This is a genomic window from Candidatus Enterococcus ikei (genome assembly GCF_017316105.1).
GTDB lineage: Bacteria > Bacillota > Bacilli > Lactobacillales > Enterococcaceae > Enterococcus_L > Enterococcus_L ikei.
In genome coordinates, this window is sequence record NZ_JAFLWD010000016.1 from 1 (window position 1) to 12,450 (window position 12,450).

Here is a 12,450-nt window from a genome sequence, read left to right on the forward strand (position 1 = left end):
ATATAACTAATTATAGCTAGAAAAAAGCTCAAAGAAAATTGAATAGACGAACATTCATCTTACACAATTGAAAGCTTAATATAACAATAAAACAAAAAAATGAACTAAAACTAAGTAAAAGTTTTAATTCATTCTTTATATTATTGATTAATAACTATCGTAGTGATAATTTATAGTTTACGCAATTCATCCATCATATTTGTCTTACCTTTAGTTTTTTCATCAATATCTTTGATTTTTCTAGCAGGTACACCAGCAACCACAGTATGCGGAGCAACATCATCAACAACAATTGCACCAGCAGCAACTACTGCACCTTCACCTACACGGATACCTTCTAAAACAACTGCATTTGCTCCAATCAAAACGTTATCTTCAATTACAACTGGTTCAGCACTTGGCGGCTCAATAACACCAGCAAGAACAGTTCCAGCACCGATATGACAATTTTTGCCAACGGTTGCGCGACCACCTAAGATTGCGCCCATGTCAATCATTGTTCCAGAACCAATCACAGCACCGATATTAATTACGGCACCCATCATAATTACAGCATTGTCACCAATCTCCACTTGGTCTCTAATCGTAGCTCCTGGTTCAATACGAGCGTTAATCTCTTTAATATCCAACATTGGAATTGCAGAGTTACGTGCGTCGTTTTCAACCACATAATCTACTATATTTTCTTTATTTTTTTCTAAAAATTCTTTAATGATTTCCCATTCACCAAAAAGTGTCCCTGTTTTACAATTAGTAAATGCCTGAACATTCTCAGGAAAGGTCACTTCTTTTAGTTTTCCTTTTAAAGTAACTTTTACTGGTGTTTTTTTCTCGGCATTCCCAATGTAGTTAATAATTTCATATGCATCCATCCATATAACTCCCTTCAAATTTAAACGCTAGATATAACTGTTTTGGCATCAGCAATGCTTATTTCACCTATAGATCACTGATCCTTAGCATATCAAAATAGTTAAAAAAAGTGAATATTTATTTTGAAAGAATCAAATCACTTTCATCTCTCTGGGTTCTCCATCTGATTTAGGTAAAATGATATTATTTCTTTCTAATTCATGTGCCATATGATTAACGGCTTTTAATATCTCTTTGCGTGTAATAATGCCTTTAAAACACTGATTATCATCTACTACTGGTAAGAATGCAGCATCCACTAATAAGTGTAGTACATCTTCTAATTCCCATTTTTCACCGATTACTGGAACATTGACTTCCATCACATCAGCTACTGTGAATTCTTGCAACTTGTCGAAATCAACTGAGGAAATATCGAACATTTTATCAACAACATCAGATAAACTAATCAATCCAACAAATCGATCCCCTTTATCTAAAACTGGGATTTTTGAATATTTTACTTGAGATAATACTAGTAAAGCATGACTTAACGGATTCAAACACATTACGTTTGCCACATTCTCCGCTGGTATTAAAAAGGTTTCTTGTTTTTCTAATAATAATTCTTTTACAGCAGTTCCAATCATTGGAGTGCCTCCATTTCATTTTCTTTGCCACAACTATCATTGTACAGAAAACGGCTGCAAATGTCTTTAAATTCAAACTTTTTTCATAACTCTAAAGAAAAATTAAGATTTGAACTTAGTTTCTTCACTTATTAAATTCGGATCAAAAAAAACAAAAAAGTCTGAAATAAAGCTAAAAATCAGCTTTATTTTAGGCTCTTTATCTGAATAACTTTTTTGTCTTGAAGGGATTCTAAATCAATTTTTATGGAATACAAAATGTAATTCTTTAAACGGTTTATGATCTCTACCGTAGTACTGAACAACAAATTTATCTAAGGTGCTTTCAATCACTGCATATGATTTCAATTGAATTGGTCCTCTCGGTTGACTTATACTGCCAGGATTTAAATAAAGGACATTCCCTCGCACTTCACAACCAATTTCGTGTGTGTGACCGAATAAGGCCACTGTCGCCCCTACCTCAGCAGCCTGCATTGCTAATGTAGTTAATCCAAAACGAACATTGGCTAAATGACCATGCGTCATAAAAACTGTATCGATTCCAGTATGTTCTACAATTGACTCTGGAAACTCTGGATCATAATCGCAATTGCCCTTAACAACAATGAACTCATTCCACAATACATCATTTGGTTCTAATTCTGAATCACCACAATGGAACATTTTATCAACTTTTCCTCTGTAAGTTTCAGCTAGATCTACCAAAACATCACGGTCACCATGATTATCACTTACTACTAGATATTTCATACAAAACCTCCTAGTTTATCAACCAATCTTCCCATTGATCTTTTAATTTCTCAACAGCTTTCCCTCTATGACTAATTTCATTTTTACGTTCATCAGATAGTTCTGCTGCTGTTTTTTGTTCCTCTGGTACAAAGAATAGCGGATCATAACCAAATCCATTGTCACCACGAGGGATTGACCCTACTTCTCCTAACCAATCACCTTCTACAACTAAGCTTTCTTTGTTAGGTGCGGCAAAAACAAGAGTACAGTGGAATCTTGCTGTACGTTTCTCTTTTGGTACGCCTGTTAATTCATGCAATAATTTCGCATTGTTGGCTGCATTATTGGTAGGTTCACCAGCAAAGCGAGCAGAGAATATGCCCGGCATACCATCTAATGCATCCACGATTAAGCCAGAATCATCTGCTAGGACCGGCTGTTTTAAAATATCAGCAATCGTCTCGGCTTTTAAGCGAGCATTTTCTTCGAAGGTTTTCCCTGTTTCTTCAACATCTGGGAGTTCTGGATAATCCAATAATGTCTTTACATGATAGCCTTTTTCAGCAAACATTTTCTTGAATTCTTTCGCTTTCCCTGAGTTTCTTGTTGCAATCACTATTGTTTTAGCATCATCTGAGTGATCAATCGCGGGTGTTTGACTCAGTAACGCTTCTTTTTGATAGGCGATCAAATCTTCAATGCCTGTCTTGCCATAAAATAAAAGTGAATTTAACTCATCACCTGTAAAGGTCGCTTCTTCCCCAGTTCCTTGAAGCTCAACAAAGTTGCCAGATTCAGTCATTACTAAGTTCATATCTACAGCTGCTGCAGAATCTTCTACATAGTCCAAATCAAGAACGCAAGTGCCATCTGTTAAAATTCCAGCGCTGACCGCTGCTAAATACTCCTTGATTGGATTTTCCTGTAAATCACCTTTTTTCAACATTTTATCGACTGCGATTTTCATGGCAACAAAAGCGCCCGTAATACTTGCTGTGCGTGTCCCACCATCAGCTTGGACTACATCACAATCAACAACGATACTTCGTTCACCTAATTTTTTTAAATCAATAACCGCTCTTAAAGATCGACCAATCAAGCGTTGAATTTCCATGGTTCTGCCAGTGAGTTTCCCTTTAGCACTTTCACGAATATTTCGTGTATTGGTCGCTCTAGGCAACATGCTATATTCTGCGGTTACCCATCCTGTTCCTTCACCTCTTAAAAATGGTGGCACCTTTTCTTCCACGGTCGCAGAACAAATTACTTTCGTATCTCCAAATGAAATCACTACCGAACCTTCTGGATGCTTGTAAACGTTTGTTTCTATTGTGATTTTTCTTAATTCTTTTGCTTGTCTACCATCATGTCTGATCATGTTTGTTTCCTCCTAAATTTCAAAGCTAGTCAATCTCAATTTACTTTTTTGAAAAAATGAAAACCTTTTGTTCAAGGAACTAACCTTTAAAACTAGCTAATCGAATTTGTTCTACTGTGATCGTTTCCATATCTAACCAATTATTAGCGATAGCTTGAAACATTTTTGCGGATCCTGTTGTATAAAATTCATTTGGTTCATTTTTGTGTTGTGGGCTATTAGCGATGTCAAAATAATCTAGTAACATACTGACTTCACTCACCGTTTCAGCACCTGAATCAATCAAGTTCACTTCATTTCCCATAACATTTTGAATCAACGGTCGCAATAATGGATAGTGAGTGCATCCTAATATCAATGTATCTAACTTCTTCAATTGTAGTGGATTTAATGTTTCTGACACTATCTTTTTAGCAACAGATGAGTGGTACTCGTTACTTTCAACGATCGGAACAAATTTGGGACAAGCCAAACTAGAAACGAACGTATTTGGTGCTTTGCCTTTTAAGGCATCTTCATACGCATTACTTTTGATTGTTCCGGCTGTTCCAATTACACCAATACGATTATTTTTAGTTGCTTTTAAGGCTGCTCTAGTGCCCGGCAAGATTACACCAACTACGGGTATCTTCAATTGGGCTTTGATTTCTTCTAAGGCAACAGCTGTTGCTGTGTTACAAGCAATCACTAACATTTTTATGTTTTTCTCTAAAAGAAAATTAGTCATTTCCCAAGTAAACTGCACTACTTGTTCAGCAGGTCTAGGACCATATGGACACCGTGCAGTATCTCCGAGATAAATCAGTCGCTCATTTGGTAATTGTCTCAATGCTTCCTTTACTACCGTAAGTCCGCCGACTCCGGAATCTATAAATCCTATTGCTTCATGATTATTCAAGTCAATCAAACCTTTACAGTATTTTTTCAATAGTCTTATTTTCTACTTTTTGGAACTTTTTTTCAAGTTTTATTATCTCATCTACTATTATAGCATTTTTTAATCCGCAATTTTCCATTTGATTCAAGCTTTTATTGTTTTTCTTTTTATAGAGGTTGAAAAAAAACTAGTAATCTTATTTTTCATATGTTATAATTTCTAACATTAACGTATGAATAGATTTATGATGATAACATTAAGCTAAAAAGAAAACTGTTTTTATAAATAGAAAATAACTTATTTCTTATTTCCTTTGTTAAACCTTATAGAAACTGATAAAAAGCACTCTTATCATATTCTCAGTTTCAGTGTGATATTTGTTTTTACTTTCTGAACATCTATCCGTTTATTCACTACCCAATCAACAATCATTTAAAAATGATGTGATAATTTTATACATAAAGGAGAATGACTATGATTTCTTTAGAACATGTCAATAAATTTTTTGGAGACCATCATGTACTTAAAGATGTTTCTTTAAAAGTCAATGAAGGCGAAAAAATTGTGATCATCGGACCATCTGGTTCTGGAAAGAGCACCTTGATTCGCTGTATCAATCGTTTAGAAAAAGTCAGTGATGGACACATATTTGTCGACGGAATTGATATCACCGAACCTAAAGCACCAGTTCAAAAGGTTCGTCAAAAAGTGGCGATGGTTTTTCAAAGTTTTAATTTATATTCCCACAAAACAATTATTCAAAATCTTACATTAGCACCTATCAAAGTCAAAGGTGTCAGTAAAGAAGAAGCAACAAAAACTGGCATGGAATATTTAGAAAGAGTCGGTCTAGCTGATAAAGCCAATGCCTATCCTGCCCAACTTTCCGGCGGTCAACAACAACGAGTTGCCATTGCAAGAGCGTTAAATATGCATCCAGAGATTATTCTATTTGATGAACCAACTTCGGCTCTTGATCCTGAGATGATTCAAGAAGTTTTGGATGTTATGGTTGATTTATCTAAGCAAAATATCACGATGATTTGCGTCACTCATGAAATGGGTTTTGCACGCCAAGTCGCTGATAAAGTTATTTTTATGGATGACGGTCAAATTATTGAAACTGGTACGCCAGAACATTTCTTTACAAATACTCAAAATGAGCGGGCCAAAGAATTTCTGAGTAAAATTATTCATAATTAAATTCATTTTCATCACAATATATATTAAACCTATAAGGAGAAACGATTATGAAAAAGACAAAAAAATTATTAGGTGCTCTATCTCTTACACTGTTACTTGGATTAATTGTCGGCTGCGGCAGTGGCAATGAAAATGAATCTAAAGATTCCAGTAATAAAGGAGCTACAGGCATTCAAAAGATCAAGGATGCTGGAGTGGTTAAAGTTGGTGTCAAAGAAGACGTACCAAACTTTGGATATATGAATCCAGATACAAACAAGAATGAAGGCATGGAACCAGACATTGCTCGTTTGATTGCTAAAGATTTAACCGGCAGTGAAGATAATGTAGAGTTTGTAGGTGTAACAGCGAAAACTCGTGGACCGTTATTAGACAATGGTGAGTTAGATATGGTAATCGCTACCTTTACGATCACTGATGAACGGAAAGAAACATATAACTTTACCACTCCTTATTATAAGGATGAAGTTGGTTTCTTGGTTAGAAAAGCAGATAAATTTACTGATACTGGCAGCTTAGATGGAAAAACGATTGGTGTTATCCAATCAGCTACAACAAAAGAAGCCATCGAAAAACAAGCAAAAGAGTTAGGTGTTACATTCAAGTATCAAGAACTTGGTTCTTATCCTGAGCTAAAAACAGCCCTAACTTCAAAACGAATCGATGCTTTTTCCGTTGATAAATCCATTTTAACGGGTTATGTTGATGCCAATACCGAAATCCTAAAAGACGGTTTTTCACCACAAGAATATGGTATAGCTACGAAAAAAACGAATACTGAATTAGATGATTACTTAAATAAATCCATCGAAAAATGGGAAAAAGACGGTACTTTAGAAAAAATTTACAAAACATGGAATCTAGATTAAAAACTCTCGATTCTATACAGTTTTGTTAGGATTGGGGAGAAAATTGGATGTTCATTATAGCAAATGCAAGCCCTTTTGCGCTTTACCGATGGGAAGCCTTATTGAAAGACTGGAAACTTTTCGCTGATGCTTTCCTTTATACTATATTATTAGCCATCGGATCACTGATTGTTGCAATGTTGCTAGGTATTTTATTTGGCAGTTTATCTGCAATGAAGAATAAGCTGATGAATATCATCAGTCGAATTTATGTTGAATTCTTCCAGAATACTCCTTTATTGATTCAATTCATTGTAGTCTATTACGGTTTTCCTTTAATTAGTCCATCGTTGACTTTTTCTACAACTACGATTGCTATTCTTTGTGTCGGCTTTTACCACGGAGCTTATATATCAGAGGTTGTTCGTTCTGGAATCGGGGCAGTTCCTAAAGGGCAATTTGAAGCAGCATTCTCACAAGGTTTTTCTTATGGTAAAACGATGCGCTATGTTGTTTTACCTCAAGCTTGGCGCATTATGTTACCACCTTTAACAAACCAAATCGTTAACTTAATCAAAAACACCTCTACTGTTGCAATTATTTCTGGTGCGGATGTCATGTTTACGGCAAATAGTTGGTCTTCGATTAATTTGAATTATATTCCCGCTTTTGCTGTAGCAGGATTTCTTTACTTCATCTTATGTTTCCCTCTAGCCAAATTAGCTCGACGACTAGAAGAAAATAATAAGAAAGCATACACCAGATAGGAGGTTGTGACTATGTCATTTTCAGAGCAAATGAGTCAACTTCTTACCGCTAATAATTTACGATTTTTATTTGATGGTTTGAAGCTCACTCTTTATATTTCGTTCGTTGCGATTGTTTTAAGTACAATTTTCGGGACAATTCTAGCTGTTTTACGAAACCAAAAAAGTGGTCCTCTAAAATTTTTAGCTAGTTTATATATTGAAATTGTTCGGAACATTCCAAACTTATTGTGGATTTATGTGATATTTTTGATTTTCAAAATAAAATCTACACCTGCCGGTATTGTTAGTTTCACAGTCTTTACCACTGCGGCTTTAGCCGAAATTATCCGTGGCGGATTAAACGGTGTAGATAAAGGTCAAAAAGAAGCTGCTCGTTCACAGGGTTTTAGTAATTTTCAAATTGTTATTTACATTGTTTTGCCTCAAGCGATCCGAAATGTATTGCCAGCAATCGTTTCACAATTTGTAACTGTCATCAAAGATACTAGTTTCCTATACTCTGTTATAGCTTTACAAGAATTATTTGGAAAGTCATATATCTTGATGGGACGTTATGCGCAGACAGAACAAGTTTTTGCGATTTACGGATTGGTCGCTTTGATGTACTTTGTTATTAATTTTTCCATTTCTCAGTTTTCTCGATGGTTATCTAGAAATTGGGCATAAATCAAAAAAGGTCAGCTTTCTGAATTGAAAGCTGACCTTTTTTATTATCTAATCGTTACATCAAATTGTTCAACTAAAGCCTTTTCTACCTTGGCTAATGATTGATTGATTTCTTCATCAACCAATGTTGCTTCAGCATTCACAAAAGTTAGGCTGTATGCCATTGACTTTTTGCCTTCAGCAATATTATCTCCTTGATATACATCAAACAAATGAATTGATTGCAAGAATTTACCCGCATGTTTAGAAATAACTTCAACTAGCTCTTGATTTGTTACAGTTTCATCCACTAGTAATGCAATATCTCTTGAAATTGCAGGGAATTTCGAAACTTGTTGATAAACTAAAGCACCATTTTCTTCCTCAATGATAGCTTGAATATTCAATTCAGCTGCATAGGTTTCAGGAATATCATATTCTTTGGCAATCGTTGGATGAACTTGACCGACAAAGCCAATCACTGTATCATTCATTTTTACTAAAGCGGTTCTTCCTGGGTGTAATTCTTTGTTTTCTTTTGTTGCTTCATAAGAAATTTTATCAGCAATCCCAATAGATTCAAACAATACATCCAACATCCCTTTGATTGTATAAAAATCAACAGGTGTTTCTTTTGTCTGCCAGTCTTTTACGACTCTGCTTCCTGATAAAACAATACCCAAATGATTTTCTTCGTACGGTAATTCTTTTTTAGGATTGTTCTCTTGATAAAATACTCGTCCAATTTCATAAAGCGCGACATTTGAATTTTTACGTGCAACATTGTATGCTACGTCATCCAACAATCCTGAAATCAAGTTCATTCTTAAAACAGAACGTTCTTCACTCATCGGCCATTGTAAACTTGTCGTTAGACTTTCTCTCATCATAAATTGACGCGATTTCGTTTCCGTTGTCAAAGCATAGCTGATTGCTTCACTGGCACCGCAGCCTTCTAATAATCCTTTGATTTTACGTACTAACACCTGTCCACTTGTTAAACTCCCTGCAACAGTCTCGCCTTTTGGCAGTGTTGACGGTAGATTATCGTAGCCATAGATACGTGCCACCTCTTCAATCAAATCAGCTTCAATCGTAATATCCCAACGTCTTGGTGGTACTGTGACCATATATTTTTCTTGTTCTACTGTATAAGAAAAACCTAATGTGTCAAAAATTTCACTGACAGTTGCTTGATCCAAATCAGTTCCTAAATACTCATTGATTCGTGAAATCGTTACACTAACTTTAACTTCTTCAAGTTCCATTTCTGAACCGATGCTTTTACCTGAAACAACTGTTCCGCCTGCTAGTTTAGCGATCATTGCTGCAGCCACGTCACCAGCTTCACCAATTGTCGCGTGATTGATTCCTTTTTCAAATCGGCTAGAGGATTCACTACGTAGATTGAACTCTTTTGATGTTCTACGAACAGATAATGAATCGAACAAAGCTGATTCCAAAGCAACAGTTGTTGTTCCATCAGTAATTTCTGAGTCTAAACCACCCATCACGCCAGCTAAAGCAACTGGAACTGTCCCATTGGTGATAACAATATTATCAGCAGATACTTTTCGAACTTCGCCATCTAACGTAACAAGTTCTTCACCAGATTGTCCACGTCTAACCAGAATATTTTTACTTTCTAACTTATCATAGTCAAATGCATGTAATGGTTGTCCAAATAACAAAAGAATATAGTTAGTTATATCAACTACGTTATTGATTGGTCGTATTCCTTCATTCATTAAACGAGTTTGCAACCAAAGTGGGCTTTCAGCGATTTTTACGTCTTTGATAATTCTGATTTGATAAGCCGGTACAACATTTTTATCTTCAACTTCTACTGATATATAATCAGTTGCTTTTTCATTCGTTTCTTCTTTTAACGGTTCGTCGTTAAAATGAGGTGTTTGGCGGTAAATTGCTCCCACTTCGTAAGCAACACCACGCATACTTAATGCATCGGCACGATTAGGTGTGATCGATAATTCGATAATATGATCATCCATATCTAAATAAGAAAAGACATCATCGCCATTAACAGCCTCCTGCGGCATATAATAAATACCCTCAGAGTAAGCTTTAGGAATCACATTATCAGAATAGCCTAATTCTTGTAAAGAACAGATCATACCATTTGAGACTTCACCACGCATTTTACCTTTTTTGATTTTTTGATTGCCTGTAATACGAGAACCAGGTAAAGCTACAATCACTTTGATGCCTACTTTGACATTTGGTGCACCACAAACGATTTGCGACAGCTCTTCTTCGCCGATATCCACTTGGCAAATCGATAAATGATCTGAATTTGGATGAGGAACACATTCTTTGACCTCACCAACTACTATTTTTTTCAAGCCTTCTTCCGGCACTTCAACGCCTTCGACTTCAATCCCAGTCAAAGACATTTGATCAGATAATTCTTTTGCAGAAATTTTTGAAAGATCTAAATACTCACTTAACCATTTATAAGAAACTAACATCGTCGATTACTCCTTTACCTTGAACTGATTTAAGAAACGTAAATCGTTTTGATAGAAATTACGAATATCGTTGACACCGTAACGTAACATAGCCACACGATCTGGTCCCAAGCCAAAAGCAAAACCAGTGTATTCGTTTGGATCGATTCCTGACATAGATAAGACATCAGGATGAACCATACCGGCACCTAAAATCTCGATCCAGCCCGTTTGTTTACAAACATTACAACCTGCTCCACCACATTTGAAACAGCTAACATCTACTTCAACTGAAGGTTCAGTAAATGGGAAATAACTTGGTCGTAAACGAATTTTACGATCTTCACCAAACATTTTTTTCATAACTACTTCTAAGGTTCCTTTAAGGTCGCCCATTGTAATATTTTTATCAATAACTAAACCTTCAATTTGATGGAATTGGTGGCTGTGTGTTGCATCATCAGTATCTCTACGGAAAACTTTTCCCGGAGAAATCATGCGCAATGCGCCTTTTGAAAAATCATGTTTTTCCATTGTTCTAGCTTGTACAGGTGAGGTATGTGTACGAATCAAAATATCGTCTGAAATATAAAATGTATCTTGCATATCACGAGCTGGGTGATCCTTCGGTAAATTCATGCGCTCAAAATTATAATGATCTGATTCTACTTCGTATCCATCAACGATTTGATAGCCCATACCAACGAAAATATCTTCGATTTCTTCCATTACTTGAGATAATATATGACGCGTCCCATGAGCCATTTGCTTACCTGGCAAAGTCACATCAATTGTCTCTTGTTCTAAGGCAGCATTTAAAGCTGCTGTTTCCAAGACTTCTTTTCGTGCTTCAACCGCTTCTGTCAATAAATCTCGAATTTCGTTTGCAAAACTTCCAACTACTGGACGTTCCTCTGCGGATAAATCTTTCATTCCTCTCAACACTTCTGTGATAGGACCTTTTTTACCTAGTGTTTCTACTCTGATTTGGTTCAATGCTTTAAGATCAGATACATTTTGGATATTTGTTAATGTTTCATCTCTTAATGCTTCTAATTGAGCTTTTAATGTCATCTTTCTATTCCTTTCTTTTGCTTGGTATTAAATAAAAACTGAGCAGGCTTATTCAGTTCTGACAGAAAAATAGGAGAATATGGTTGTGACTCTTTTGGTCACGGGCATATTTTATCTTTTTTCCGAAGAGCTAGCCTGAGAAGCTAGATAATGCATGGTAAAAGCTGAACAGGCACTTTTAGTCTTGTTTGAAAAATAGAAAAAATTAGCTGTAGCGTTTTTTGCCACTTTTCATGTTCATCTTTTTTTCTGAAAGACTAGCCAAAATAAAAAACGATAGCCCGCCCCTTTATAAAGGAACGAGCTATCGTGTTACCATCCTACTTCATGAAAAAATTCATGCACTCAATTCTTATAACGGCTTTCACCGGTCTATTCTCTTTGGAACAAACAAACTCCGGAAGTGAACTTCATTTTTCGATTACGTAACCTGTTTGCAGTCTAAGACAGGTATTCCCTTGAACGTATCTAGCCAAATTACTCTTTTCCATCAACATTTTTTATTATTCAATTGATTACAGTTTACAAGAAGTTAAGTCTCAGGTCAACTGCATTCTTCAGCTGTGACCCATTTTTCTGCCCAATGCTGAATTTGTTCCATTGCTTGTTGTAAGTCCTTGCCTTTATTTGTGAGGAAATATTCTAGACGACTGCTCTCATCACAGCGAACTGCTTTTGAGATGATCCCCTCTCCTTCTAACTCTTTCAAGCGTTCTACCAACACTCGATCACTAAGTTCAGGGATCTTTTGTCTTAACTCACCAAATCGTTGAGGACCATTTTCCAACAAGACGTCAATAATCAAACCATTCCATTTTTTCCCTAAAATCGCAAAAGCTTTTTCAAATTTAGGACATAATAAAAATTCGTTTGTTTTTACTTGCTCCATTTTCCTCACCTCGTGAATTGAGTATAGCACACAACTTACAATTTGTAAGTATATCTGCTTT

General features: G+C 35.8%; 12 protein-coding genes and 1 other annotated feature. Of the genes, 4 read left to right on the plus strand and 8 right to left on the minus strand.

The window, feature by feature from the left end; genetic code table 11:
• Positions 1-170 precede the first annotated feature (170 nt).
• From dapD to racE, 5 genes are all read right to left on the minus strand, one after another.
• Positions 171-872, minus strand: a complete 702-nt coding sequence (dapD, locus tag JZO69_RS07585; protein ID WP_207112292.1) for a 2,3,4,5-tetrahydropyridine-2,6-dicarboxylate N-acetyltransferase — start codon at positions 870-872, stop codon at positions 171-173.
• Between the two features lie 132 nt (positions 873-1,004).
• On the minus strand, positions 1,005-1,502 hold the full coding sequence (gene cbpB / locus JZO69_RS07590; protein ID WP_207112293.1) for a cyclic-di-AMP-binding protein CbpB: 498 nt from the start codon (positions 1,500-1,502) through the stop codon (positions 1,005-1,007).
• A 237-nt stretch (positions 1,503-1,739) separates the two neighbouring features.
• The gene (locus JZO69_RS07595; RefSeq protein WP_207112294.1) at positions 1,740-2,255 is read right to left on the minus strand and encodes a metallophosphoesterase; all 516 of its coding nucleotides are present in this window, start codon (positions 2,253-2,255) and stop codon (positions 1,740-1,742) included.
• Positions 2,256-2,265: 10 nt separating this feature from the next.
• The gene (rph, locus tag JZO69_RS07600; protein ID WP_242586644.1) at positions 2,266-3,615 is read right to left on the minus strand and encodes a ribonuclease PH; all 1,350 of its coding nucleotides are present in this window, start codon (positions 3,613-3,615) and stop codon (positions 2,266-2,268) included.
• Between the two features lie 79 nt (positions 3,616-3,694).
• A complete protein-coding gene (racE, locus tag JZO69_RS07605) occupies positions 3,695-4,519 on the minus strand; it encodes a glutamate racemase (protein ID WP_347401580.1) in 825 nt (274 codons plus the stop codon).
• A 447-nt stretch (positions 4,520-4,966) separates the two neighbouring features.
• Between racE and JZO69_RS07610 the strand changes: the two genes are divergently transcribed.
• From JZO69_RS07610 to JZO69_RS07625, 4 genes are read left to right on the plus strand one after another with little or no spacing between them, the layout of a single operon-like run.
• Positions 4,967-5,695 (plus strand): amino acid ABC transporter ATP-binding protein, encoded by a 729-nt coding sequence (locus tag JZO69_RS07610; protein ID WP_207112296.1) that lies wholly within the window; start codon positions 4,967-4,969, stop codon positions 5,693-5,695.
• A 47-nt stretch (positions 5,696-5,742) separates the two neighbouring features.
• The gene (locus JZO69_RS07615) at positions 5,743-6,564 is read left to right on the plus strand and encodes a transporter substrate-binding domain-containing protein (RefSeq protein WP_207112297.1); all 822 of its coding nucleotides are present in this window, start codon (positions 5,743-5,745) and stop codon (positions 6,562-6,564) included.
• Between the two features lie 47 nt (positions 6,565-6,611).
• Complete coding sequence (locus JZO69_RS07620; RefSeq protein WP_207112298.1) at positions 6,612-7,310, plus strand: amino acid ABC transporter permease; 699 nt, start codon at positions 6,612-6,614, stop codon at positions 7,308-7,310.
• Between the two features lie 30 nt (positions 7,311-7,340).
• Positions 7,341-7,979, plus strand: coding sequence for an amino acid ABC transporter permease (locus tag JZO69_RS07625; protein ID WP_207112316.1), 639 nt, complete (start codon positions 7,341-7,343; stop codon positions 7,977-7,979).
• 44 nt (positions 7,980-8,023) lie between these two features.
• Here the strand turns inward: JZO69_RS07625 and pheT are convergent, their stop codons facing one another.
• The 3 genes from pheT to JZO69_RS07640 all read right to left on the minus strand — a co-directional run bounded on the left by pheT (position 8,024) and on the right by JZO69_RS07640 (position 12,389).
• Positions 8,024-10,447: a phenylalanine--tRNA ligase subunit beta gene (gene pheT / locus JZO69_RS07630; protein WP_207112299.1), complete on the minus strand. Its 2,424-nt coding sequence runs from the start codon at positions 10,445-10,447 to the stop codon at positions 8,024-8,026.
• A gap of 6 nt (positions 10,448-10,453) precedes the next feature.
• Complete coding sequence (gene pheS, locus JZO69_RS07635) at positions 10,454-11,500, minus strand: phenylalanine--tRNA ligase subunit alpha (RefSeq protein ID WP_207112300.1); 1,047 nt, start codon at positions 11,498-11,500, stop codon at positions 10,454-10,456.
• 292 nt (positions 11,501-11,792) lie between these two features.
• Positions 11,793-12,003, minus strand: a binding site (T-box leader).
• Between the two features lie 41 nt (positions 12,004-12,044).
• Positions 12,045-12,389: a winged helix-turn-helix transcriptional regulator gene (locus JZO69_RS07640; protein ID WP_207112301.1), complete on the minus strand. Its 345-nt coding sequence runs from the start codon at positions 12,387-12,389 to the stop codon at positions 12,045-12,047.
• Between the last annotated feature and the right edge of the window lie 61 nt (positions 12,390-12,450).

Excerpts from the sequence above, each read along its gene's own strand:
- dapD (WP_207112292.1), bottom strand. The coding sequence starts at position 872 with ATGGATGCATATGAAATTATTAACTACATTGGGAATGCCGAGAAAAAA.
- cbpB (WP_207112293.1), bottom strand. The coding sequence starts at position 1,502 with ATGATTGGAACTGCTGTAAAAGAATTATTATTAGAAAAACAAGAAACC.
- JZO69_RS07595 (WP_207112294.1), bottom strand. The coding sequence starts at position 2,255 with ATGAAATATCTAGTAGTAAGTGATAATCATGGTGACCGTGATGTTTTG.
- rph (WP_242586644.1), bottom strand. The coding sequence starts at position 3,615 with ATGATCAGACATGATGGTAGACAAGCAAAAGAATTAAGAAAAATCACA.
- JZO69_RS07610 (WP_207112296.1), top strand. The coding sequence starts at position 4,967 with ATGATTTCTTTAGAACATGTCAATAAATTTTTTGGAGACCATCATGTA.
- JZO69_RS07615 (WP_207112297.1), top strand. The coding sequence starts at position 5,743 with ATGAAAAAGACAAAAAAATTATTAGGTGCTCTATCTCTTACACTGTTA.
- JZO69_RS07620 (WP_207112298.1), top strand. The coding sequence starts at position 6,612 with ATGTTCATTATAGCAAATGCAAGCCCTTTTGCGCTTTACCGATGGGAA.
- JZO69_RS07625 (WP_207112316.1), top strand. The coding sequence starts at position 7,341 with ATGAGTCAACTTCTTACCGCTAATAATTTACGATTTTTATTTGATGGT.
- pheT (WP_207112299.1), bottom strand. The coding sequence starts at position 10,447 with ATGTTAGTTTCTTATAAATGGTTAAGTGAGTATTTAGATCTTTCAAAA.
- pheS (WP_207112300.1), bottom strand. The coding sequence starts at position 11,500 with ATGACATTAAAAGCTCAATTAGAAGCATTAAGAGATGAAACATTAACA.
- JZO69_RS07640 (WP_207112301.1), bottom strand. The coding sequence starts at position 12,389 with ATGGAGCAAGTAAAAACAAACGAATTTTTATTATGTCCTAAATTTGAA.